Source organism: Amycolatopsis roodepoortensis, from assembly GCF_014873915.1.
Classification (GTDB): domain Bacteria; phylum Actinomycetota; class Actinomycetes; order Mycobacteriales; family Pseudonocardiaceae; genus Amycolatopsis; species Amycolatopsis roodepoortensis.
On the sequence record NZ_JADBEJ010000008.1, the window covers coordinates 289,506 to 310,056 of the forward strand.

29 protein-coding genes and 2 tRNA genes are annotated in these 20,551 nt (G+C 68.2%); 19 read left to right on the forward strand and 12 right to left on the reverse strand.

Annotation, left to right across the window (positions count from 1 at the left end):
• Positions 1-23 precede the first annotated feature (23 nt).
• Positions 24-710 (forward strand): DUF3566 domain-containing protein, encoded by a 687-nt coding sequence (locus tag H4W30_RS38940; RefSeq protein WP_125679336.1) that lies wholly within the window; start codon positions 24-26, stop codon positions 708-710.
• A gap of 47 nt (positions 711-757) precedes the next feature.
• Positions 758-831: transfer RNA gene (locus H4W30_RS38945), tRNA-Ile, on the forward strand.
• 42 nt (positions 832-873) lie between these two features.
• Here H4W30_RS38945 and H4W30_RS38950 read toward each other — a convergent pair.
• Positions 874-1,218: a hypothetical protein gene (locus tag H4W30_RS38950; protein ID WP_192747308.1), complete on the reverse strand. Its 345-nt coding sequence runs from the start codon at positions 1,216-1,218 to the stop codon at positions 874-876.
• 214 nt (positions 1,219-1,432) lie between these two features.
• Between H4W30_RS38950 and H4W30_RS38955 the strand changes: the two genes are divergently transcribed.
• The 6 genes from H4W30_RS38955 to H4W30_RS38980 all read left to right on the forward strand — a co-directional run bounded on the left by H4W30_RS38955 (position 1,433) and on the right by H4W30_RS38980 (position 4,269).
• Complete coding sequence (locus H4W30_RS38955; protein WP_034321928.1) at positions 1,433-1,621, forward strand: DLW-39 family protein; 189 nt, start codon at positions 1,433-1,435, stop codon at positions 1,619-1,621.
• A gap of 37 nt (positions 1,622-1,658) precedes the next feature.
• A tRNA-Ala gene (locus tag H4W30_RS38960) sits at positions 1,659-1,731 on the forward strand.
• 59 nt (positions 1,732-1,790) lie between these two features.
• Positions 1,791-2,231 carry a hypothetical protein gene (locus H4W30_RS38965; protein WP_192747309.1) on the forward strand — a complete coding sequence of 147 codons (441 nt, stop codon included), beginning with the start codon at positions 1,791-1,793 and terminating at the stop codon, positions 2,229-2,231.
• Positions 2,232-2,297: 66 nt separating this feature from the next.
• Positions 2,298-2,699 carry a hypothetical protein gene (locus tag H4W30_RS38970; protein ID WP_225950794.1) on the forward strand — a complete coding sequence of 134 codons (402 nt, stop codon included), beginning with the start codon at positions 2,298-2,300 and terminating at the stop codon, positions 2,697-2,699.
• Between the two features lie 4 nt (positions 2,700-2,703).
• Complete coding sequence (locus H4W30_RS38975; protein ID WP_192747310.1) at positions 2,704-3,744, forward strand: hypothetical protein; 1,041 nt, start codon at positions 2,704-2,706, stop codon at positions 3,742-3,744.
• A 9-nt stretch (positions 3,745-3,753) separates the two neighbouring features.
• Complete coding sequence (locus tag H4W30_RS38980; RefSeq protein ID WP_318780755.1) at positions 3,754-4,269, forward strand: YbaB/EbfC family nucleoid-associated protein; 516 nt, start codon at positions 3,754-3,756, stop codon at positions 4,267-4,269.
• Between the two features lie 73 nt (positions 4,270-4,342).
• On the opposite strand, the gene H4W30_RS38985 is transcribed toward H4W30_RS38980, so the two are convergent.
• From H4W30_RS38985 to H4W30_RS39000, 4 genes are all read right to left on the reverse strand, one after another.
• Positions 4,343-5,275, reverse strand: coding sequence for an alpha/beta hydrolase (locus tag H4W30_RS38985; RefSeq protein ID WP_192747311.1), 933 nt, complete (start codon positions 5,273-5,275; stop codon positions 4,343-4,345).
• A gap of 64 nt (positions 5,276-5,339) precedes the next feature.
• Positions 5,340-5,999 (reverse strand): response regulator, encoded by a 660-nt coding sequence (locus tag H4W30_RS38990; RefSeq protein WP_192747312.1) that lies wholly within the window; start codon positions 5,997-5,999, stop codon positions 5,340-5,342.
• On the reverse strand, positions 5,990-7,054 hold the full coding sequence (locus tag H4W30_RS38995) for a sensor histidine kinase (RefSeq protein WP_192747313.1): 1,065 nt from the start codon (positions 7,052-7,054) through the stop codon (positions 5,990-5,992). The genes H4W30_RS38990 and H4W30_RS38995 overlap by 10 nt, the downstream gene beginning before the upstream one ends.
• A gap of 60 nt (positions 7,055-7,114) precedes the next feature.
• Complete coding sequence (locus H4W30_RS39000; protein WP_192747314.1) at positions 7,115-7,957, reverse strand: ADP-ribosylglycohydrolase family protein; 843 nt, start codon at positions 7,955-7,957, stop codon at positions 7,115-7,117.
• Positions 7,958-8,001: 44 nt separating this feature from the next.
• On the opposite strand from H4W30_RS39000, the gene H4W30_RS39005 reads away from it, so the two are divergent.
• A complete protein-coding gene (locus H4W30_RS39005) occupies positions 8,002-9,189 on the forward strand; it encodes a DNA glycosylase AlkZ-like family protein (protein ID WP_192747315.1) in 1,188 nt (395 codons plus the stop codon).
• Here the strand turns inward: H4W30_RS39005 and H4W30_RS39010 are convergent.
• The 3 genes from H4W30_RS39010 to H4W30_RS39020 all read right to left on the reverse strand — a co-directional run bounded on the left by H4W30_RS39010 (position 9,170) and on the right by H4W30_RS39020 (position 11,903).
• The gene (locus H4W30_RS39010) at positions 9,170-10,447 is read right to left on the reverse strand and encodes a M14 family metallopeptidase (protein ID WP_192747316.1); all 1,278 of its coding nucleotides are present in this window, start codon (positions 10,445-10,447) and stop codon (positions 9,170-9,172) included. The genes H4W30_RS39005 and H4W30_RS39010 overlap by 20 nt on opposite strands.
• 95 nt (positions 10,448-10,542) lie before the next feature.
• Complete coding sequence (locus H4W30_RS39015) at positions 10,543-11,184, reverse strand: pyridoxine/pyridoxamine 5'-phosphate oxidase (RefSeq protein WP_192747317.1); 642 nt, start codon at positions 11,182-11,184, stop codon at positions 10,543-10,545.
• The gene (locus H4W30_RS39020) at positions 11,184-11,903 is read right to left on the reverse strand and encodes a hypothetical protein (protein ID WP_126734775.1); all 720 of its coding nucleotides are present in this window, start codon (positions 11,901-11,903) and stop codon (positions 11,184-11,186) included. The genes H4W30_RS39015 and H4W30_RS39020 overlap by 1 nt, the downstream gene beginning before the upstream one ends.
• A 74-nt stretch (positions 11,904-11,977) precedes the next feature.
• On the opposite strand from H4W30_RS39020, the gene H4W30_RS39025 reads away from it, so the two are divergent.
• From H4W30_RS39025 to H4W30_RS39040, 4 genes are all read left to right on the forward strand, one after another.
• Positions 11,978-12,502 (forward strand): DUF2020 domain-containing protein, encoded by a 525-nt coding sequence (locus H4W30_RS39025; RefSeq protein WP_192747318.1) that lies wholly within the window; start codon positions 11,978-11,980, stop codon positions 12,500-12,502.
• A 168-nt stretch (positions 12,503-12,670) separates the two neighbouring features.
• Entirely contained in the window at positions 12,671-13,123 is a 453-nt protein-coding gene (locus H4W30_RS39030; protein ID WP_192747319.1) for a DUF6918 family protein, read from the forward strand.
• Positions 13,124-13,290: 167 nt separating this feature from the next.
• The gene (locus tag H4W30_RS39035) at positions 13,291-13,680 is read left to right on the forward strand and encodes a nuclear transport factor 2 family protein (RefSeq protein WP_192747320.1); all 390 of its coding nucleotides are present in this window, start codon (positions 13,291-13,293) and stop codon (positions 13,678-13,680) included.
• Positions 13,677-13,886, forward strand: a complete 210-nt coding sequence (locus tag H4W30_RS39040) for a heavy-metal-associated domain-containing protein (RefSeq protein WP_192747321.1) — start codon at positions 13,677-13,679, stop codon at positions 13,884-13,886. The genes H4W30_RS39035 and H4W30_RS39040 overlap by 4 nt, the downstream gene beginning before the upstream one ends.
• A 68-nt stretch (positions 13,887-13,954) precedes the next feature.
• Here the strand turns inward: H4W30_RS39040 and H4W30_RS39045 are convergent, their stop codons facing one another.
• Entirely contained in the window at positions 13,955-14,683 is a 729-nt protein-coding gene (locus H4W30_RS39045) for a hypothetical protein (protein WP_192747322.1), read from the reverse strand.
• An 89-nt stretch (positions 14,684-14,772) separates the two neighbouring features.
• Here H4W30_RS39045 and H4W30_RS39050 point away from each other — a divergent pair, with 89 nt between their 5' ends.
• The 3 genes from H4W30_RS39050 to H4W30_RS39060 all read left to right on the forward strand — a co-directional run bounded on the left by H4W30_RS39050 (position 14,773) and on the right by H4W30_RS39060 (position 16,929).
• Positions 14,773-15,333: a peptidylprolyl isomerase gene (locus H4W30_RS39050; RefSeq protein ID WP_192747323.1), complete on the forward strand. Its 561-nt coding sequence runs from the start codon at positions 14,773-14,775 to the stop codon at positions 15,331-15,333.
• Positions 15,334-15,376: 43 nt separating this feature from the next.
• Positions 15,377-16,339: a rhomboid family intramembrane serine protease gene (locus H4W30_RS39055; RefSeq protein WP_192747324.1), complete on the forward strand. Its 963-nt coding sequence runs from the start codon at positions 15,377-15,379 to the stop codon at positions 16,337-16,339.
• 101 nt (positions 16,340-16,440) lie between these two features.
• Positions 16,441-16,929, forward strand: coding sequence for a hypothetical protein (locus H4W30_RS39060; protein ID WP_192747325.1), 489 nt, complete (start codon positions 16,441-16,443; stop codon positions 16,927-16,929).
• On the opposite strand, the gene H4W30_RS39065 is transcribed toward H4W30_RS39060, so the two are convergent.
• On the reverse strand, positions 16,914-17,291 hold the full coding sequence (locus H4W30_RS39065; protein WP_192747326.1) for a PH domain-containing protein: 378 nt from the start codon (positions 17,289-17,291) through the stop codon (positions 16,914-16,916). The two genes, H4W30_RS39060 and H4W30_RS39065, sit on opposite strands and share 16 nt — an antisense overlap.
• Before the next feature lie 118 nt (positions 17,292-17,409).
• Positions 17,410-17,676, reverse strand: a complete 267-nt coding sequence (crgA, locus tag H4W30_RS39070) for a cell division protein CrgA (RefSeq protein ID WP_126734831.1) — start codon at positions 17,674-17,676, stop codon at positions 17,410-17,412.
• 342 nt (positions 17,677-18,018) lie between these two features.
• On the opposite strand from crgA, the gene H4W30_RS39075 reads away from it, so the two are divergent.
• The 3 genes from H4W30_RS39075 to H4W30_RS39085 are packed head-to-tail and all read left to right on the forward strand — an operon-like array spanning position 18,019 to position 20,140.
• The gene (locus H4W30_RS39075) at positions 18,019-19,005 is read left to right on the forward strand and encodes a class E sortase (protein WP_378234491.1); all 987 of its coding nucleotides are present in this window, start codon (positions 18,019-18,021) and stop codon (positions 19,003-19,005) included.
• Positions 19,005-19,160 (forward strand): hypothetical protein, encoded by a 156-nt coding sequence (locus H4W30_RS39080; RefSeq protein ID WP_192747328.1) that lies wholly within the window; start codon positions 19,005-19,007, stop codon positions 19,158-19,160. The genes H4W30_RS39075 and H4W30_RS39080 overlap by 1 nt, the downstream gene beginning before the upstream one ends.
• Positions 19,161-19,162: 2 nt before the next feature.
• The gene (locus H4W30_RS39085; RefSeq protein ID WP_192747329.1) at positions 19,163-20,140 is read left to right on the forward strand and encodes an LLM class flavin-dependent oxidoreductase; all 978 of its coding nucleotides are present in this window, start codon (positions 19,163-19,165) and stop codon (positions 20,138-20,140) included.
• On the opposite strand, the gene H4W30_RS39090 is transcribed toward H4W30_RS39085, so the two are convergent.
• Entirely contained in the window at positions 20,137-20,529 is a 393-nt protein-coding gene (locus H4W30_RS39090) for an SCO5389 family protein (RefSeq protein ID WP_034321968.1), read from the reverse strand. The two genes, H4W30_RS39085 and H4W30_RS39090, sit on opposite strands and share 4 nt — an antisense overlap.
• Between the last annotated feature and the right edge of the window lie 22 nt (positions 20,530-20,551).

The following is a 20,551-nucleotide window of genomic DNA, read 5'->3' on the forward strand; positions in this document are numbered from 1 at the left end:
TACTGGGTAAGGACTGACACCTCGTGACACCATCCGAGAAGCCCGAAGCAGGCGGCGCACAGGCGGGTTCGTCGAGCCCGCCCTGGCAGCGCGACAGCGGCGCCGGGGAACCCGAAGGCTCCAGCGAGCAGACGGTCTCGGTGTCTTCGGTCGCCACCGAAGACGTGGCCCACTCGGACCCGAAGCGGGACGCGACGACCGTGACCGACTATCACGGGGTCAGCGGCACAGCCGCGAAGAGGCTTTTCGGCGACAGCGGAGAGGGCGACCCCGCCCCCTCCGCCATCCCGTCGGCCTCCCGCACCCGTGCCGCGCCGACCGCCCTCCGCCGCCCCGGCCGCGGACCGCGTCGCGCCAGCCTGCAGATCAAACGCTTCGACCCCTGGTCGGTGCTGAAACTGTCCCTCGTCCTCGGCGTCGCGCTGTTCTTCGTGTGGCTCGTCGCCGTCGGCGTCCTCTACACCGTCCTCGACGGCATGGGCGTCTGGGACAAACTCAACGGGACCTACTCGTCGCTCGTCGGCGGCGAAGGGGCCGACGCGCCGGCCGACCCGTTGATCAGCGCCGGCCGCGTCTTCGGGATCGCGGCCATCCTCGGCGCCATCAACATCGTGCTGATCTCGGCGCTGGCCACCGTCAGCGCCTTCATCTACAACGTCTCCGCCGACCTCGCCGGAGGCCTGGAAGTGACCCTTTCCGAACGAGAGTGACCCGGTTGCAGGGCGCCGAAAGGCGTCCTGTAATCTTCTCCTCGTTCGGGCCCATAGCTCAGGCGGTTAGAGCGCTTCGCTGATAACGAAGAGGTCCCAGGTTCAAGTCCTGGTGGGCCCACTCCGAAAGCCGGTTCGCGATTCTCGCGGGTCGGCTTTTCTGCTACCCGGCTGCTTCTCGTTCGGCCAAGAACTCGTCGAGCAACTCGAAGAGCAGCTTGGAGACGCGTGCCTCCTGCTCGGGTGCGATATCCCAGCTGGTCCAGCCTTCCGGCAGCGCGAGGTGACGTACCTGCCCGGTCCAGCCGTGGTTGCAATCCTTCCCACGACGTGCGACCAACCAGTCCCTCCAGCCGTCGACCCCGGGGCCGCCGTGCCGAAGGGCGTGCTGGTCGTAGCCCGTCAGAAACGACTCCAAGTCGGAGAGAGATCTGAGGCCGAACATGAGCGGTCGTTCGGCGACGGAGGCGAAGTACTCGCGTTCGCTCCAGGTCTTCGGATCTCGCATGAGTACATCCTGGCGCCCAAGTGGCCGAGGTCATGCGTGCCACGGGAGTGTTCCGCGGCGTGGCCCGTGTTGACACCGGTGGGCCCTGCCGGTCTTCTCTTCCCGGCAGGGTCTTCTGTTCCACGTGGAACGTCGGGCAGCGGGCGTCCGGAGAACGGCGTGCAGTAGCATCGGTGGGTAAGCGGAGCAACTCGGCGGAAAGAGGGGGCTTCTGATGAAGAAGCTGTTGGCACTCGCGGTCATCGCGGGCGGCGTGCTGTTCGTGATCAAGCGCAACAAGGCAGCCAAGGCCGAGGCCGACCTCTGGCGTGAGGCCACCGCTCCCACCGAGCGCCCCCTGGGATCCGCTTCCACGAACGGAAGCGCCCCGGCCAAGGCCGCGGACGCGTCCCGCAACAACTGATTTCGGCGCGGGCGGTTATCATGATCGCCTGCGATCCGGGGCTGTAGCTCAATTGGTAGAGCACCGCCTTTGCAAGGCGGGGGTCAGGGGTTCGATTCCCCTCAGCTCCACAACTCGAAGGCCATCCGCACGGCGGGTGGCCTTTTTCGTTTCCGGGCAGAATGCGCGCATGGGTGTGCTCTTCGACTACTTCGCCGCGCCGGACGACGACGCCGCGGCCACCACGATCGACCTCGTCGGTGGCCCGGACGAGGCGTCCTTCCCGACCGTCGCGCTCAAAGGTGTGGACCCGTTCGTGCAATTGGGCACGCTGGAGTCCCTGCTCACCGGTGTCGACTACGAGACCGTCATCGGCCGCGCCATCGAACCTGTCGCCATGGCCGACGGTGGCGCGCGCCTGGTCGTCGCGCTGACCGGCGAGCTGACCGCCGCGTTGTCCGATGCCGACGAGGCGCGCCTGAACGAGGTGGCCGAGCCTTGGTCCCGAACGGAGGAGTTCGGTGGCCAGGCCGACCCCGCCGACCTGGCCACCATGCTGACCGGCCTCGCGGAGCTCGCCCGCACGGCCACGACCAGGGGGGATCGCCTCTACTGCTGGGTCTGCGTCTGAGTGGTGACGTTCGTCACCGTACGCGGATGACAAAGTCTCGCACCCAGCCAAGTCAACGCTGCTTACATGGGGTGGAATCCGGACAGCGAGGTGAACATGGTCAGTTTCGAAACCGACCTCGACGATCTCAGGTTGTCGAGCAAGGAACTGCAGAAGGCCGCGGACATAGTCACGACCGCCCATACCGGCGTGCGAGGGCAGGACGTGCCCGCTCCCGACCCGGTCACGGGAGCCCTTCTCCCCAGCCTTTTCGCGCCGGACACCGCGTTCGGGAAAAGCCTGGGCATGCGCGGGGTTTCGGCGGCGTACGAGGAACACCGCCAGGCCGTCGAGAAGATGCTCGCGAAACTGCACCGCAGCACGCAGGACGCTTCCCGGGCCTTGGAACGGGTCGCCGAACTGTACGAATCCGTGGACGAGGACAACAAGCAGCGAGTGAACCGCGCGGCATACGGGAACCAGGGGTAGCGGCGTGGACGGGTATTTCAACGCGCTGGACGCGGAAACCACCGCCGAAGGTGACGACAAGAACGCCGCGCTTCTCGAGGGGATCTCCCACGACCTCCAAGCGGGCGCCGAAAAGGCCTTCGCGGCGCTAGACCTCCTTTTCCTGGACTGGACGTTCGGCAGCGACATCGACATGACCGGCGGTCGCAAGGAACAGGTCCGCGACTTCTTCCTCGAATTCTCCGAGGCGGAGCTCGTCGGCGAGAACAGTCTGCAGACCATGATCGAGGCCTACGAAGGTCTCTGGAACGCTTTCCAGGACACGAAAGCGCCGCTCGACCGGTCTTTGGTCCTCCTGCTCAAGTGGCGTGGTGAAGGCGCCGAGACCGCCAAGAGCTACATCCAGGGTCTCGTGAACACCTACGCCCGGGTCGGCACCAAACTCACCGTGCTGGAAGCCGACATCGTGGCCGCGCGGGACGCCATCGCGACCGCGCGGGCGGACCTGAGCAATCTCGCCGCTTCGTTCCTGACCGCCGCGGAAAAGTACCGGGACGACAAGGAACGCCAGGACGAATCCGCCTTCCAGAAGGCGCTGGCCGCGACCTTCGCCGCCGCTGTCACCGCACTGCTCGTGGCGGCTGTGCCACCGGCGGGCGGTCTCACCGCGGCGGCGTTCTTCACCACCGCGAACGGGGTGCAGGTCGCCGGCGCCGCGGCCGGGGCCGGGCTCGCCACGGCGGCCACCGTGCAGGCCGACATCGTCGGGGACAGCCCCGAAATGATCTACAACAGCTTCCACGACGGTGTGGTCAACATCCGTGAAGCCATGTTCCGCGCGTCTGAATCCCTGATCTCGAAGATCCACACCGAGATCAACAACCTGCCGATCATCCCGGAGCCGCCGGACGTCAGCCCGGGTGAGACGTTCGACCCCGGCAACTTCGAAACGGAGAACACCGACAAGGGAACGGAAAAGCGGGTCCGGGACAAGAACGTCGACATCTCGAACGACGGCAAGTTCCAGGAACCGCCGATGGAACTTTCCCCGCTGCCGACCGAATGACGGAGGATCGTGGCTGACAAACCGGCGGCCAAGAAGCCACCAGCCGACCGGAAAGCGATGCTCGAGGCGCTGGCCGCCCTGTCGGTGGACGCGTCCTCGCCGGACGGTGCCGTTTCCGTTTCGGTCAACACCGACGGGGTGATGACGCGGCTCAGGGTGAGTGAAGCCGTTTCGCGGATGTCGCCCGCCGAGATCGCGGACACCGTCATGCGGACCTACCAGGAAGCGCAGCAAGGATCCGCGAAACGCAGTGCGGAACTGATGGCGCCGATCGGCAACGCCGGCTACATCACCGACAGGCTCCGCTGGCGGCTCGGCTTCACCCCTTCGCTCCAGCAGGAAGGGGAAACCGTCACGCCGTCGGCGGCGCCGGTGTCCCGCCGTCCGGCGGCGGGCGCCGACAACGTGGTGCTCAAGGACCGTTCGGAAGAACCCGCCGGGCCCGCCGAGGACGAGGCGCCCGAGCCGGCCGAATCCGACGATCAGTACTACGAGCAAGGCCTGCGATACCGGCCTTCCTGGTAGTACGGCCGGTGTTTCACGCCGGCCCGGCGACGGAGATCATCCGCCGCCGGGCCGGTGACGGCATCGTGCGCGTTCACCCTGTGTTTCGAGCCAGCCAGGTGAAGGTCCACCGGTAGAAGGCCTGCGCGGCGAGGCTGGTGTTGATCGAGTGACCGCTGCCCCGCACGATCTCGTCGGCGCCGCAGTCGCCGCTTCCGCAGACGAGGGTGTCGTGTTCGCCGAGTACGTACGCCGTCGGAACCTTCGGCGCCGATCGGTTCGCCGCGCCGGGTCCCACCGAGCGGAGTTCGGCCGACGCCAGCGTGTCCTTGAGGGCTTCTTCGACTGGAATGATCGCCGGATCGTACGTGCCCGGGTGGTGGAAGGTGCGTGCGCGAGTGCCGGGGACCGTCGTGAAATAGCCGCGGGCCCAAGGCTTTCCGGCGAATTTCGGGTCCAGTTCGGCCGGGTGGAACGGCGACGCGGCCTCGGCCCGTGCGCCCGGCCGGTCACGGGGGATACCGCTGACGATCACGGCGTCGACACCACCCCGCCCGGCGGCCCGTTCGGCGACGAGCCCACCCATCGAGTGTCCATTGAGGACGATCGTGCGGAATCGCGGGCGCAGCTGCCGGACGACCTGGTGGACGGCCTCGCCGCCGGCTTCGAAGTCGAGGGTTTCCGGATCCGGGCGGCTGCTGCGGCCGTATCCGAGCCGGTCGAGGTTGAGCGTCGCGTAGCCCGCGCGGGTCGCACTGTCCACATAGGAATAGCGACGTGGCTGGTAGGGCCAGTCCCAGTAGTCGCGGTCGTAGGTCCCGCCGTGCAGCAGGATCTGGAGCGGCGTGCGCGGGGTGAGTTTCCCCCGGACACAGAATTCGCCGGCGATCGTCTGGCGTTCGCCGTTCACCTGGACCGCGAAGCGTTGTTCGGCGCAGCGGGACGGTCTTTCCGCAGCGGTCGCCGTCGTGATCCCCGTCAGGGAAAGGAGCGTGGTGAGCAGAGCGGCTTTCGCGATGAATTTCATGGCGAAAGCGTCGCTCCCGGGCGGGGGTCGCGTCGTCGTGCCGGTGTGGGGATCGGCGGCTACGTCAGGCGCGCACCATCCCGCTCTGGTAGGCGAAGACCACCAGCTGGGCCCGGTCGCGGGCGTGGACCTTGGTCATCGCCCGGCTGACGTGGGTCCGCACGGTCGCCGCGCTGATCACGAACTCCCGCGCGATCTCCTCGTTCGACATCCCCTGTGCGACGCGAAGGACGACTTCGTGCTCTCGTTCGGTGAACGCCGAGCCGTCGGCGCGGGGCAGCGCCGGTGACGGCCGGGCGGTGAATTCCGCGATCAGGCGCCTGGTCACGCTCGGGGAGAGGAGCGCGTCTCCCGCCGCCACGACGCGGACCGCCTGGATCAGATCGGCGGGCCTGGTGTGCTTGAGCAGGAAACCACTCGCTCCGGCTCGCAGCGCGTCGAAGACGTATTCGTCGAGGTCGAACGTCGTCAGCATGAGGACGCGGACACCGGAAAGCCGTTCGTCCGCCATGATCCGGCGGGTGGCCTCCAGCCCGTCCGTCCCCGGCATCCGGATGTCCATCAGCACGACGTCGGGCACGGTCTCCGCGACGACGGCGACCGCGCTCTCACCGTCGTCCGCTTCCCCCACCACGGTGATCCCGGCTTCCGCCCGGAGCAGCGCCGCGAACCCGGAGCGCACGAGCAGCTGGTCGTCGGCGAGCACCACCCTGATCACGGCCATCGCGCGCTCACCCGGAACCTCCCGTCCTCACGGCCCGCGCTCAGTGTGCCGCCGGTCGCCCTGGCGCGTTCACCCATTCCGCTGATTCCGGCGCCGGGAACGTCCGGACCCGGCGCGCGGACGTCGTTGATCACGTCAAGCCGAACGCCGCTTTCGTCGGCTCGCACCGTCACTTCGGCGGGCGACCTGCCGTGTTTCGCGGCGTTCGTGAGGGATTCCTGGAGGATCCGGTACACCGCGCCGCCGATCGGCTGCCCGATCCCGGGAGCGTCGAGGTCCAGCGTGACGGCCAGGCCCGCCTGGTTCGCCGACACGACCAGCGCGGGAATGTCCGCCACCCCCGGCGCCGGCCGGAGCGGGGCCGAGTCCTCACGCAGCAACCGCACCATCGCGTTCAGCTCGTCCAGGATCGTGCCGCTGACCGTGCGGACGACACCGAGCGCTTCCTTCGCCACTTCGGGGTGATCGTCGATCACGTGCTCGGCCATCCCCGACTGGACGTTGATGACCGCCATCGCGTGGCCGACGCTGTCGTGCAGATCCTGGGCGATACGCAGCCGCTCGCCGAGGACGCGATCGCGTTCCGCCCGTTCGGCGGCCGCGGCCCGCTCGCGCCGTCCTCGGAGCGCGTCGGCCGCGAACACCGCGAAGCCCGCCCAGCCGACGAAGACCAGATCGAGGACGCCCGCCCCGCCGGTGGCCAAGTTCGCGCCGACGACTATCACCGCCATACCGCCCGCGACGGCGTACGCGAGCCACCGCGGACGAAGGGTTCCGAGCGCGAAAAGCGGCACGAGACCGGCGAACAACACCGGCCCGTCGGGATAGCCGAACCCCAGGTAGAGCATCAGCGCAAACGCTTCCGTCCCGGCTGCGGCCACCGGGAGCCGCCACGCGGCGGCGAGCGCGAGACAAGCGAGCACGACGACGGCGAAGCCGAACGCGTCGACCGGGCGTTCCCCGAGGCCGGGCTCCAGGTTCGCCGTGCCGACGACGAGCAGCGCGCTCACCGCGAGCCAAGCGGCGACGGCTCCGCCCCTGATCAGCCACTTCACCCGCTCAGTCTGCCGAAACCGGCCGACGCGCGCGTCCGCCTCGTGTGGAGCCCGCCTACGTCAGATGTGCAGCAGCCGCGCGTCGAGGCCGGCCAGATAGTCGCGGCCGAATTCGCCGTTCTCCAGGTCACGCCACAGCGCCGTCGGCAGATCCTGGGCGACCTCGGGCGAGCGTGACGCGGCGGCGAGCGCGATCGTCGCGACGGTGTCGACGTCGCCGGTGAGCGCGACGGCGGTGTGGAGCATCCGGGCCAGTCCTCCGCCGCCGGTCAACACGGTCAGCGCGGCACGCACGCTCATCCAGCCCTGCGGCCCGACCTTGCCCGACCACGGCAGCGCCCAGCCGCCGTGCCCGACGTCCTCCGGAAGGATCCCGTCGATCCACCTGGCTACCTCGGCGAGCGGACCCACCCGATGGTGGCAGTAGTGCACGGCCAGCGCGGCAGCCTGCGCCGCGGCGATCCCCGCGGGGGTGTCGTGGGTGATCCTGGCCTGCAGTTTCGCGTGGTAGAGGACGTCGTCGACGGTCGGCAGGAGCCCGATCGGCCCGGCGCGCATGGCCGCCCCGCTCTTGTCGCTCTGCGGCTGAAGCCGCCGTAGCAGCTCTTCGCCGTCGCGGACCTCGCTGAGCAGCTGATGGAAACGCGGCGCGTAGCCGTCGTGCGGATCGCGGTGGTACGCCCGCACGAACTGCTCGGCGAGCAGCAGCGGCGTCCATCGCCGTCCCGACACGAGGACTTCGGCGATCGCGATCGTCATCTGCGTGTCATCGGTGTAGCGACCCGCCTGGGCACCGGGCTGCGCCACGTAACCGGCCAGCTTGTTGTGCTCGGCCACGAAGCTCGGGTACGCGTGCTCGAAGGAGCCGCCGTACGCGTCGCCGATGGCCAGTTCGACCAGCATCCGGTCATCCTGCCAGGCCGAAGGGCGCCGCCTACCGTGGAGTCATGGCGACCGACAAGCTGCGCGCGTGGTGGGCACATCGGCAGGGGCTCGACGGAACGCTGCACGGATCGTCGGCGGCCGCGGTGCTGGAGCGGACCGGCTGGATGCGGTCGGTCGGCGGATCGGCGCCTTATCTCGGGCTGTTCGCCAGAGCCCGTCTCGATCGCGAGACGGTCGACGCGGACGTCGCGCGGCTCGCCATCCACGAACTGCCTTCGGCGCGCGGCTGCACTTACCTCCTGCCGTCGGCGGATTTCGAACTCGGCCTGACCGTCGGGGCCGCGGCGCCCGCCGGTGAACTCGCGGCCGCGGAGAAATACCTCGGCGTCACGCAGGCCGAGATCGAGCAACTGTGCATCGTCGTGGCAGATCTGCTCGACGGCGAACCGCTCGCTCCGACCGCGATCAAGGACGCCGCCGGATCGGCGGTGCGCAACCTCGGGGAAGCGGGCCGCAAACGCGGTACCACCACGACGTTGCCGCTCGCGCTCGGCCTGCTCCAAGCCCGCGGCGACATCCGACGGGTGCCGGTCAACGGACGGCTGGACCAGCAGCGCTACGGCTATGTCCGCTGGACGCCGTCCCCGCGCGGCGGACTGTCCGATATGGACACCGCGCGAACCGAACTCGCCAAGCGCTACTTCTCGTGGGCTGCTCCGGCGTCGCTCAAGCATTTCCGCTGGTTCTCCGGTTTCACCGCGGCCAGTGCGAAGAAGATCGCGGAACAGTTGACACTCGTCCCGCTCGACGGCACCGATCTCTTGATGCCCAAGGAGATCGCCGACGAGTTCGCCGCGTTCACCGTGCCGTCCCAGCCGTCGTACGCGCTGCTCGCCGGGATCGACGGCATCCACCTGCTGCACCGCGAGATGCGGCGGCTGCTCGCCGACGCCGACGTCGAACGGCCGGTACCCGGAGGCCGTGTGGGGGAGACGCTGGGCGGGCAAGCGGATCCGCCGAGTCACGTCATCGTGGACCGAGGCCGCATCGCCGGCCTTTGGGAGTTCGACACGGAGACGGGCAAGATCGTCCACAAGTTCTTCGGTGACGAGGACGCCGCGCTGCGCGAGACGATCGCGCGGACCGAGGAATTCGTCCGTGACCAACTGGGCGACGCCCGGAGTTTCAGCTTGGATTCGCCGAAGAGCCGGGCGTCGCGAGTGGCCGATCTCAGGCTTTCGCCTCGTTGATCAGGATGTCGACCGCCTTGTCGTTGCGGGCGGTCTGCTCCGGGATCACCGAAGCGGGCGGGTAGAAGCCGTCGATCCCGCCGTCCTTCGGATACATCTCGAAGGTGTAGCTGAGGATCTTGTGCTTGCCCCACAACCAGTCGTTGACGTCGCCGTCGGTGACGTACAGATCGCTGGACTGCTCCGGGGTGTAGCCGTTGGTGGCGGCCATCTGCTTGCCGACGTCGGCGAAGCGCTTCGCTTCCTCTTCACTCAGGCCGGTGTCGGTGTCGGCCTTCGTGTAGCCGTACGGCCAGAGCACCAGTTCCGAGAAGGTGTGGAAGTCGATGTGCGTCTTGATCTGCTGCGCGCCACCGACCACGCGGGAGTCGACGAAGTCCGCGACCGCCTTGGTCTCGGGCTCGGAGAACGCCGACGGGCCGTGGTAGTCCTCGGCGGACGGGCTGTTGCTCGAACCGCCGCAGCAGTTCCACTTGTAGTCCCAGTTGCGGTTCGGGTCGGTGCCGATCGCGCTGCTGCCCGGCACGGGCTTCCGCGTCTTGCGCCAGCCCTGGTACTCGCCGCCGGTGATGTCGTACTCGGAGCCGTCCGGGTTGACGTTGGGGATCACGTAGATCTCGTGCTCGTCGACCATCTTCTTGATGGCCGCGTCGGTCGCGTAGCCGCTGGTGAACCGCTGCACGATCCGCAGGCACATCTCGGTGGTGAGGTGTTCGCGTGCGTGCTGGTTGCAGGTGAACAAAACCTCGGGCTCGTTCTCGTCCGTGCCCGCGTTGTCGCTGATCTTCAGCAGGTTCAGCTCGCGGCCCTCATGGGACTTCCCGACGCTGGACAGCGTCGCGATGTCGCTGTGGTCCTTCGCGGCTTTCTGCAGCTCCGCGGTCGTTTCGGCGTAGGTGTGGTACGCCTCGTCGCCCGGCGGGAAGTCGCCGGCGACCGCCGCGGTGCCCGCACGGGCGCTCCGCTGTTTCAGCATGCTGTCGAAGTCGCCGAGCGACTTGAGGCCGAAGCCGTTGGCGCGCAGGGCCGCGGCCTGTCCCGGCGTGGCGACGACGGTGAGCGCGCCGCCGCGCGAGCCCGCGACGTCGACGCCGGTACGGGCGACCTCGGTGCGTTTGTCCGGCGTGGACGCGCCCTCCACCGAGTACAGCCCTCTCGCCGGGTCGCCGGTCTGGGCGCTCGCGACGGGCGTCGTGACGGCCAGCAGGGCGAGCCCTGTGGCGGCCAAGGCGCCCCCGATGCGACGGCGTGTGGACATTTCGCCTCCGAACGATCTGGGGACAAGGTGGGCGTTCACCGTCGCCGACGTGAATCATCCACGACAACCCGACGATCGTCGTTCCCAGTTACCGTTTACGGCCAGAGGCGTTCGGTGCGCCAGCTTCCGTTCTCGCGCCGGTAGCGGAGCCGCTTGTGCCGCCGGTCGTGGCTCGCCTGCCAGAACTCCACTTCGGACGGCGTCACCAGATAGCGGGTCCAGGTTTCCGGTGCCACGCCGGGATTCTCCTCGACCCATCGCTCCGCTTCCGCGGCCGCGCGGTCGAGATCGGCCGGGTCTTCGAGCACCTGGGACTGCCTGCCGATGAACGCCTCCACCTGGGAAGCCGGCGGCCGGGCGGTGAAATCGGCGGCGGACACCCCGGGATCGGCGGGCGAGACCGGGCCGCGCAGGCGCACCTGACGGCCTCGCCCCGGCCAGAAGAAGGTCAGCGCGGCGAACGGATTCTTCGCCAGCTGAACACCTTTCGGGCTCTCGGAACTCGTCGCGACCGCCCAGGTGTCCCCGTCGACGTCCTTGAGGATCACCACCCGTGCGTCCGGGATGCCCTCGGAGTCCACTGTGGACATAGTGACCGCGTGCGGCGCCAGGACGTGTTCGCCCGCTTCTTCGAGCCATTCCAGGAAAAGCTCACGCGGGGTCTCCGGTGCGGCCTCGGTGTCGAACTCCGGAAGCTCCTGGGGGAACGACGGCCAGCCGCGCAACGTGCGGTTCATCAGTACCCCGGCGGGCGCTGCGGCGGATAACCCGGCGCGGGCGGCGGATAGTGCGGCGGATGCTGACCCGGCGGCGGACCCTGCGCGGGCGGCGGCCCGACCGGGTACTGCGGCGGCGGTGGCTGCTGCGGCTGCCAGCCGGGAGGCGGCTGCTGACCGGGCGGCGGCTGAGGCGGACCGGGCGGCATGGGCGGCTGCTGGCCCTGCGACTGCGCCCACTGCACCTGCTGATAGACCTCGGCGGGCTGCGGGAAACAGAACGTCAGCTTCGCGTTCACCGAACCCTGCACCGCCGCGCCCCACAGCTTCCCGCCGACGAACGCGTACATCTGCGCCGCGGAAACGTCGACGGCCACCATGCGCGTCTCGCCGCCGAACTGGTTGCCGGACTTCGCCGACGCGGCCTGCGCGGCGTCCGGGTACACGCGGTCGCCGATCAGCCCGGCGATGACCACCGAAGCGGCCGTCCAGCCGACCGTGCCCATCACGTTCGCGCGCGCGTGCTGCGTCGCCAGCCTGGTGAAGTCGTACAACGCGGGCGCGGTGACCTCCGGGATCGCCGCGGCGACCACGCAGTAGTTCATCGTCGACATCATCACGGATTCGGTGAACAGGCCCACGACGGCCGCGCTCGGGCCGATCTGGACGGTGTTCAGCCTGCCCCCGCTGCGCTGGATACGCTCTGCCACCGCACCCAGGTACTGCTCCTTGCTGAGCACTGACCCTCCCGAAGACTTCCTCGCGCAGCGCCATCGTCGCACGAAAACGGCGATCTGCTTCACTGGACGCCACTATGCGACGTCTTCTGATCTTGCCGCTCGTCGTGCCGCTGCTGGCGGCCTGCGGGCCGACGGAACAGCCGCCGCCCGCGGCGAGTTCGCCGGCGCCGTCGAAGACCGCGGCGCCCAGCATCCCGCCGGCCCCGGAACCCACCGGCAAGGGCCCGTGCCCGTACCTCGGCAACGATTTCGTCTCGGACGCCAACGGGCAGAAGGTCTCCAAGGTCAAGACCTCGGCCGATCAGCCGCATCCGACGTGTTTCTTCTATGCGCTGAGCGGGAAACTGCAGCTCACCGTGCGCGTGTACGTCGGCGAACCCGCCGTGGCCAAGGCGCTGGTGGATCAGGCCGCGCCCATCGACACCTCGAACCCGGCCGACGAACCGGCTGGCTGGAAGGGCGGTTACCAGCCTTCCGGCGAAGGCGCCGTTTACGCCGTCGCGAAAGGTGGGAACGCGGTAGTCGTGACCACCAACCAGAAGCAGAGCATCAAAGCACGTACGGTGGCGAAGGAGGCTATCGGTGAGCTGAAGCTCTAGGTAGTGGTATCCACACGTCAGAGTGAAGTTGATCTTGTACTACCCTGTGCCGCACGCGCGAGGTTTCGCGGGACCAGCGCGGGCGCCAGATCCGGCGGAGGCCGCCTTGCGGTGTGGCTCGGCGGCACAAAAGATCATTTCTCCCCATAAGACAAAAGGACAGGTTTCGTGGCTGACACCCTCAAGGAAATCTTGCTCGACTCCAGCCGTCGCCCGGCGGTCGTGAGCGACTTCGAAGGTCTCGTCGACGCCGAGGTCTCGGACAAGGGCGGCGTTTCGGGTGCCGTCGTGAAGACCGGCTTCGCCGCCGTCAAGAAGATCAAGCCGGGCATCATCCCCGCCGCCGTCGACACCCTGCTCGACGACTTCACCGTGGCCCTCGAGCCGTTCTACGGCGACTACAAGGCCAAGGGCGGCAACGACTTCGGTGCCTACCTGGTCAGCCGCAGCGACGAGGCCTCGGACGCGCTCCTGTCGGTCACCGACTCGCGCGCCGAGAAGAGCAGCCGCGACAGCATCAAGAAGGTCTACTCGAAGCTGCGCCCGAACGGCAAGAAGAACGTCGAGGAGGCCCTTCCCCGCCTCGGCCAGCTGATCGACAAGCACGCCGCGACCGCGTGACCCGTTCAGCCACGCGCTGAGCCGAACACCCGAAGGGGCGCCGTCCGCTCTCGACATCACGTCGAGGGTGACGGCGCCCCTTCGTATTTCTTACGCCTTGTCAAACTTCGCGTCCAGCGGATATCTTACATCGTGTAAGAGATAGTTCATGCGGCTTGGGGAGCACCATGACGCCCTTCCACGGCACCGATCCGAAGAAGTTCATCGCGGATTTCCACGCGTCCTTCCACGACGAGCTCGTGAACAGCGACGAAGACGCGGGCGTGATCGTCGACCGCCATCACACGCCCGACATCGTGCAGATCGCCGACGGGCACCGGATGGACCGGGAGAAGCTCATCGCGCACACCCGCCCGGTCCGCAAGAACCGGCCCACGGGGCGGATGGAAGTGCACGAAGCAGTGGCTGACGGCGACCGGATCGCCGCGCGGAGCACCCTGTACGTGACGAACCGGGGCAAGGACCTCACGATGGAGGTCTATTTCTTCGGGGAGTTCACCCCGGACGGCCGGATGCGCCGGGGACACACGCTCACCCGCACCGTGCCGGCGAAATGAGCGCGCGCACCTACGCCGTGCGCGGAATGGCCTGCGGCCACTGCGCGGGTTTCGTCGCCGAGGAGATCGAGAGCATCGCGGGTGTCACCGCCGTGGCGGTGGACGTCGACGATGACACGGTCACCGTGTCCAGCGACCAGGACCTCGACATCGCCGACGTCCGCGCCGCCGTCGAAGAAGCGGGCTACGAACTCACCGGAACGTGAAAGGGCCGCCCAGGGCCGGACTGCGGTCCCGGGCGACCCGTTTCGCGATAGCAGATATGGGTGAAGCGTCAGTTCTTCTTGTCGGCGGAGGCGTTCGAAGCCTGGTGCCCGTTCTTCGGCGCCGCGGGCTTGGCCGCACCCGAACCCGCACCCGAACCACCGGCCGGGCCGGAAGCAGCGGGCTTCGCGGGAGCGGCAGGCTTCGCCGGAGCGGGTTTCGGAGCGGCCGCGGCCGGAGCCGCGGGCTTCGCCGGAGGAGCGGGCGGAGCCTTCGGCGGCGCGGGCGCGACCGGCGGCTCCTGCTTGGAACGCAGCGCGTAGGCGGCACCGGCACCGACGACGGCGATACCGATCACCCACGGCCAGCGGCGACGCTTGCGCGTCCCCTTGGCGGCGGACTTCGCCTCGACGAGCGCGGCCTTGAAGTCCTTCTTCGCCGCCTTGAAGTCCTTCTTGCCCCGGCGCTTGGACTCACCGGCGGACTTCGCGGCCAGGATGGCGGCCTTGCGGGCCTTGCGGCCCGGCTTCCGCATCTCGGAAATCCTCGCCAGCGCCTCCTTGCGAGCCGCCTTGGAGCTGCGCTTGAGCTCCTTGCGGGTCAGTTCCGTCTTCTTCGCGAGCTTCTTGCGCGCGCGACGGCTGGTCTTAGCGATCTCACCGGCGCTCTCGGAGAGCTTCTGCTCGGCTACCTCCACGGCGTGGGCGGTGGCTTCCTTACCCGCCTCGACGGCACGTTTGCGCAGGCCGAGCGCGCCGGCCTTCGCCGACTCGCTCACCGAATCTGCGGCCCGGGTCATGGCCTTCACCTCATCAATCGTTTTGATTCTGCTTCGTTGCTTGTAACCTATCGTGCCCCTTTTCCCCAGATCTTGCCGCAGATGGCACGATGAAGCTCGTGACTGAAAGCAAGGGATCCCTCGTTGGTGGCGCGCTGAAGGCCACTCTGCACACCAACCAGGGTGACATCAACCTGAACCTGTTCCCCGACCACGCGCCGAAGACGGTCGCGAACTTCGTCGGGCTCGCCGAGGGCAGCAAGGAGTACACCCAGCCCAACGCTCAGGGCACGAACTCGGGCCCGTTCTACAACGGGTCGATCTTCCACCGCGTCATCGACGGTTTCATGCTGCAGGGCGGCGACCCGACCGGCACCGGCCGCGGCGGCCCCGGCTACAAGTTCGGCGACGAGTTCCACCCGGAGCTCCAGTTCTCCAAGCCGTACCTGCTGGCCATGGCCAACGCCGGACCCGGCACCAACGGCTCGCAGTTCTTCATCACCGTCGCGCCGACGACGCACCTGAACTTCAAGCACACCATCTTCGGCGAGGTCGCGGACCAGGCTTCCCGCGACGTCGTCGACGCGATCGGCCGCACGGCGACCGGTCCGGCCGACCGTCCGCTGAACGACATCGTCATCGAGAAGGTCAGCATCAGCCGCGAGGGCTGATCAGAGAGCCTGTCACTGGGGATTTCGGTAGGTTGGTGGCATCGTGAGCCAACCACCGAATCCCCAGTACCAGCAGGCCGCCATGCCCGGCTGCTGGTGGCACCCGAACCGTCAGACCGGGCTGAGCTGTTCACGCTGCGGTCGTCCGGCCTGCCCGGATTGCCTGCGCGAAGCCGCCGTCGGCTTCCACTGCACGGACTGCATCCAGGCAGGACGGCAGCAGGACCGCGTCCAGCAGAAGCAGTACCGCGACGCCGGGTACGGCGCGCGCACGCTCGCGGGCGCACAGCCCGTTCAGACGGCTGTCGTGACGCCTGTCCTCCTGGCGCTCAACGTCATCATCTTCTTCGTGACGGTCGCGCAGGCCGGCAGTGTCACGAACAACAACTTCTCGGAGCTCTTCCAGCTCGGCCAGCTGTGGAATCCGGCGACCCTGGCCGCCGGTGAATGGTGGCGGGTATTCACCTCGGGCTTCCTCCAGTTCGGCCTGCTGCACATCGCGAGCAACGCGTTCTCGCTGTGGTTCGTCGGCCGCCCGCTGGAGACCGCGCTCGGCCGCGTGCCGTTCACGGTGCTCTACTTCGTCTCGATGCTCGGCGGTTCGGCCGCGAACCTGGTCTTCAGCGATCTCGACGCCGTCCCGGTGGTCGGCGCGTCCGGCGCCATCTTCGGGCTCATCGGCGCGTACACGGTCATCGTCATCAAGCTCAGGCTCAATCCGACCTGGCTGCTGGTGATCCTCGGCCTGAACGTCTTCATCACGTTCCAGGTGCCCGGTATCTCCATCCTCGGGCACGCCGGTGGTTTCGTCGCCGGGCTCCTGGTCACCTTCGCGCTGCTGTACGCCCCGGACAAGAACCGGCTGAAATGGCAGCTCGGCGGGATCGCGATCGTCGTGGTGGCGATGATCGGGCTCATCGCCTGGAAGGACGCGCAGACGATTTCCGCGTCCTGTGAGCTCACCACCAGCCGGGGGGCACCGACGTACATCTGTTACCCGGAGTAGCCCTCGGTTCCCCCGAGTGGGTCATCCGATTACCCGGTGGAGAAGCAACTTTTCCGGGTACCTTCGAGTTGATCATTCACATCATCAACTTGGGGGTTGAGATGAAGATCCGGAAAGCAGCAGCTCTCGCCGCCGTCGCCGCGCTGGCCACGGCTCTGGCACCTTCGGTCGCGCAGGCCGGGCAAGCCGCCGAGATCTGCCACACCTACACCAAACGCTATTTCCTCGGCTCCGGCAGCACGATCACCCTGCGTGTCGCCTACGTCGATTCGGCGTTGAAAATCTGCTTTGGCGACCCCGGCGTGACTTCGTCGGCGGCGACGCAGACCGTCGGCACGACGGGGCCGGGCGCGGCGACCGGCTGGGAGATCACCGCGGGTTCGGCCGTGGTCGAGGACCAGCGGCCCCGCCACGTCAAGGCGAAGTTCAGCGGGTCGCTGCGGAACTGCGTCGTCAAGATCAACCCGATCTGCTCGCCGGCCGCGCCGTACGAGATCTTCGGGGAGTACGCGCCGCCCGCGGTCGGCCCGGCCGTCCCGGGCTGGTCACACGGCCCGAACGGCGACGTCCACTACTACGACAACGCCTGACCCTTGAGGGCGGTGAGGACGTCCAGGACGTCCCTGGGGTCCTCACCGAGGTCGATCCGGCCGAACACCAGCAGGTGGTCGCCGGATTCGACCTCGAGGGTCAGGTTGTCCCGGCCGAGCCGTCGCGTCGTGCGCAACCGCAGCCGGGCTTCGGACCAGGAGTAGCGGTGCGCGCCGCCGACGGTCCTGGCCAGGATTCCGTCGGGTCCGGCGGCGAGCCGGGGACGGAGCAGAGTGCCGTGCAGCGCGAGAGCGCCCACGGACAGCATCGCCACCCCGGTCAGGACGGTGCCGCCGACGTCGCCGCCGAAGGCCAGCCACAGCACGCCTGCCAGCAACAACAGGGTGATCACCCAGGCCACTACCACAACGTTCTGCTGCGGCGCCCAAGAGGTGGGGTAGTTATCCACAGGGGTTATCCACACTGGGGATGAGTCACACCGGTGTAATTAGGCGTCAAGCCGCCAACCGGGGTAATGCTCACCGCCACCGCATCGTCATGAGCAACCCGGCGATCATCAGCGCGAAACCGATGGCGAAGTTCGTGTTGCCCAGATCCGCCATGAAGGGGATCTTGTCGCCCGCGATGTAGTTGACGACCAGCCACAACAGGCCGATCAACATGAGGCCGAACATCACGATCTTGTAGAACAGGTTCGACGGGCCCGCCGCCTTGACCTTCACCGGCGTGCGGCGGTCGGTCGGCGGGGTGTACGCCGTCTTCTTGCGGACCTTGGACTTCGGCATCGTGTTCCTCGCGTACTGTTCGGCTTCCCTGGTGGCGATGACCCGCTTTCGGGTGCGCAACCAGCGCCACGTGCACACGTTAACGTAAACGAGCGCCGCTGGGCACCGTCCGGGACCGGTCGATTTCCCGCACTGTGACACTGGTGTCACACACGGTTCGACATTGTGCTGGTTCGACACTGCGGCTTGGTTCGAGACTGAGGAGCTTGCGTGGCTGAGCGGGAAGAGCCGGGTGGGGACCGACGGCGCCACCCCGAACGACCCCCCGGCGGAGGCCGTCCGGCCCCCCGGCGTAGGCCGGAGGACGCGATTCCGCCCCGCCGTGCCCAGGGAGCGGCGCCGGTGCCTCGCCGGAGGCCGCCGGAGGGCAGGGCGTACGACGGACCGCCGCCGCCGCGCCGCCGGACGGACGCGCCGCCGCCTCGACGTCGTCCCGCGCCTCCGCCCGGGTCGACCGAGGAGACCGTCGTCTTCGAACCGGTCGGCGGCGGCACCGCGACCGAAGAACGTCCGCCGCGCGAACTGGGCAAGGGCGGCGCCGCCATCAGGACCGTCGGCGAGCTCCTCATCACCGCGGGCCTCGTGGTGCTGCTGTTCATGGTCTACGAGGTCTACGTGACCGACCTCTTCTCCGCGAACAAACAGTCCGAGGCCAGTTCGGAGCTGGACGGCGAGTGGGGCAAGGACCGGCAGCTGCATCCGGACCTGGTCGACGGGAAGGCGTTCGCCAGGATCCACATCCCGGTGTTCGGCGCCGACTTCAACTTCACCATCCAGGAAGGCACCACCGAGGCCGCGCTCGAAGTCGGTCCCGGCCACTACAAGGGCACGGCGCTGCCGGGCGAGCCGGGCAACTTCGCCATCGCCGGCCACCGGGTCGGCAAGGGTGCGCCGTTCAACGACCTGGACAACCTCAGCTCGTGCGACCAGATCATCATCGAGACGCAGACCGACTTCTACATCTACAAGGTGCTGCCGTACAAGGACGAGGTCGAAGGCTGGGCGGCGGGCAAGGGCGCGCAGCCGAAGTGCAAGAACGTCGGGACCCTGCGTGACCCGAACGCCGTCGACGGCGGCGCCTACGGCGAGACCAACGGCCGCCGCATCGTGTTCCCGACCAAGGGCGACACGGTGAACCCGGTGCCGTACAAGGACCCGGGGATCCTGCCGAAGGCCGACCAGGTCTCGCTGCTCACGCTGACGACGTGTCACCCGAAGTTCTCGGCGAAGGAACGGCTCATCATCCACGCGGTGCTGGCTCAGCAGGTGCCGAAGAACCAGGTCGGCACCTACGCCGAACTCCTGCCCAAGATCTCGGAGGCGCGCTGATGTACGGCTGGATCTGGCGCAAGCTGCCGGGGCCCTTCGCGGTGAAGCTCATGACGGCGGTCGTGCTGGCGCTCGGGGTCGTGGCGCTGCTGATGTTCGTCGTCTTCCCGTGGCTGGAACCGCGCCTGTGGTTCAACGAGGTTTCGGTCCAGTAGGTATGCGATTCGGAGTCTTTCTCGTCTCCGGCCGGTTTCCCGGCCAGGAGGACGCCGATGTCCTGCGCCGGTCGGTCGACGCCGCCATCGCCGCGGAACGGGCCGGGTTCGACGACGTGTGGTTCGCCGAGCACCACTTCATGCCGTACGGCGTCTGCCCGTCCGCGATCACCCTCGCCGCGCACGTGCTCGGCCGCACCGAGCGGATCGCCGTCGGCACCGCGGTGAGCGTGCTGTCGGTCGCGCATCCGGTGGCGCTCGCCGAACAGTGGTCGCTGCTCGACGCGGTTTCCGGCGGACGCCTGCGGATCGGCGTCGGCCGGGGCGGGCCGTGGCAGGACCTGGAGGTCTTCGGCACCGGCGCGGCCCGCTACGAAACCGGGTTCGAGGAGAGCCTCGACCTGCTGCTCACGGCGATGACGTCGAAGACCGTCTCGGCCAAGGGTGAGCATTTCGAGTTCCGCGAGGTGCCGATGGTGCCGCGGCCGGAGCGCGCGCCACGCATGGTCGTGGCCTGCGGCGATGCCGGCTCACGCGCGGTCCGGCTCGCCGCCGATCGCGGCCTGCCGATGCTGCTCGGGCTGCACACCGACGACGACGGCAAGATCGAAACCCTTGCCGCGTACGGGGATTCCGCCGCCGAACACGTCTCGACGGTGATGTGCCAGGTCGGGGACGACGCGCTGGACGTCGTGCGCTCCGCGTTGCCGGGTTCCCTGAAAGAGGGATTCGCCGGGCACGTGTACCTCGACGGCAAGCGGGGGCTGGACAAGGATCCGGTCTCCTACACCGACAAGCTGTGCGAGATGCACCCGATCGGCGGCGTGGAGTACTGCGTCGACCGGCTGGGAACGAGCATCCGGCGTACCGGGGTCTCCCACGTGATCATGATGGTGGAAGCGTCCGGTACGCCGGAGGGAACGCTCGAGAACATCGCGCGGATCGGGGAAGAAGTCCTCCCCGCGCTGCGAAGGGGCTAGCAGTCGCGCAGTTCCGGGCTCTGGTTCAGCAGCTGACCGCGCACCGAGATGAACGCGCGGTAGCGATCACTGTCCACTTGGGACGGTTTGAACGCGGCGACGCGGTGGCAGTTCTGGAACGCGAGCTTCACCCCGAAGTGCCGCTCCAGTCCGCCGCGGATGGAGTCCGAGGCCAGCGCCCGCAGCAACTGGCCGCGTTCGGCCTCGCTCGGCGGCGGCGTCTCGTTGTCGGCGAACCCGTCGGCCGCGCCTTCGGCCTCCGCGATGACACCGGTGATCACGGTCCAGGCGTAGGGCAGGGATTCCCGGACACAGGCGACGAATTCGGCGTCGGAGACCTCCCCGCGCTCGGCCTTCTCCAGCAGCGCGGGCGATACATCCAGAGACATCGGACCTCCGAGAGAGACACAG

What these genes read in the sequence shown, in the direction of transcription:
- H4W30_RS38950 (WP_192747308.1), bottom strand. Translation starts at nt 1,218, where the DNA reads ATGCGAGATCCGAAGACCTGGAGCGAACGCGAGTACTTCGCCTCCGTC.
- H4W30_RS38955 (WP_034321928.1), top strand. Translation starts at nt 1,433, where the DNA reads ATGAAGAAGCTGTTGGCACTCGCGGTCATCGCGGGCGGCGTGCTGTTC.
- H4W30_RS38965 (WP_192747309.1), top strand. Translation starts at nt 1,791, where the DNA reads ATGGGTGTGCTCTTCGACTACTTCGCCGCGCCGGACGACGACGCCGCG.
- H4W30_RS38970 (WP_225950794.1), top strand. Translation starts at nt 2,298, where the DNA reads ATGGGGTGGAATCCGGACAGCGAGGTGAACATGGTCAGTTTCGAAACC.
- H4W30_RS38985 (WP_192747311.1), bottom strand. Translation starts at nt 5,275, where the DNA reads ATGAAATTCATCGCGAAAGCCGCTCTGCTCACCACGCTCCTTTCCCTG.
- H4W30_RS38990 (WP_192747312.1), bottom strand. Translation starts at nt 5,999, where the DNA reads ATGGCCGTGATCAGGGTGGTGCTCGCCGACGACCAGCTGCTCGTGCGC.
- H4W30_RS39000 (WP_192747314.1), bottom strand. Translation starts at nt 7,957, where the DNA reads ATGCTGGTCGAACTGGCCATCGGCGACGCGTACGGCGGCTCCTTCGAG.
- H4W30_RS39005 (WP_192747315.1), top strand. Translation starts at nt 8,002, where the DNA reads ATGGCGACCGACAAGCTGCGCGCGTGGTGGGCACATCGGCAGGGGCTC.
- H4W30_RS39010 (WP_192747316.1), bottom strand. Translation starts at nt 10,447, where the DNA reads ATGTCCACACGCCGTCGCATCGGGGGCGCCTTGGCCGCCACAGGGCTC.
- H4W30_RS39015 (WP_192747317.1), bottom strand. Translation starts at nt 11,184, where the DNA reads ATGAACCGCACGTTGCGCGGCTGGCCGTCGTTCCCCCAGGAGCTTCCG.
- H4W30_RS39025 (WP_192747318.1), top strand. Translation starts at nt 11,978, where the DNA reads ATGCGACGTCTTCTGATCTTGCCGCTCGTCGTGCCGCTGCTGGCGGCC.
- H4W30_RS39035 (WP_192747320.1), top strand. Translation starts at nt 13,291, where the DNA reads ATGACGCCCTTCCACGGCACCGATCCGAAGAAGTTCATCGCGGATTTC.
- H4W30_RS39040 (WP_192747321.1), top strand. Translation starts at nt 13,677, where the DNA reads ATGAGCGCGCGCACCTACGCCGTGCGCGGAATGGCCTGCGGCCACTGC.
- H4W30_RS39045 (WP_192747322.1), bottom strand. Translation starts at nt 14,683, where the DNA reads ATGACCCGGGCCGCAGATTCGGTGAGCGAGTCGGCGAAGGCCGGCGCG.
- H4W30_RS39050 (WP_192747323.1), top strand. Translation starts at nt 14,773, where the DNA reads ATGAAGCTCGTGACTGAAAGCAAGGGATCCCTCGTTGGTGGCGCGCTG.
- H4W30_RS39060 (WP_192747325.1), top strand. Translation starts at nt 16,441, where the DNA reads ATGAAGATCCGGAAAGCAGCAGCTCTCGCCGCCGTCGCCGCGCTGGCC.
- crgA (WP_126734831.1), bottom strand. Translation starts at nt 17,676, where the DNA reads ATGCCGAAGTCCAAGGTCCGCAAGAAGACGGCGTACACCCCGCCGACC.
- H4W30_RS39080 (WP_192747328.1), top strand. Translation starts at nt 19,005, where the DNA reads ATGTACGGCTGGATCTGGCGCAAGCTGCCGGGGCCCTTCGCGGTGAAG.
- H4W30_RS39085 (WP_192747329.1), top strand. Translation starts at nt 19,163, where the DNA reads ATGCGATTCGGAGTCTTTCTCGTCTCCGGCCGGTTTCCCGGCCAGGAG.
- H4W30_RS39090 (WP_034321968.1), bottom strand. Translation starts at nt 20,529, where the DNA reads ATGTCTCTGGATGTATCGCCCGCGCTGCTGGAGAAGGCCGAGCGCGGG.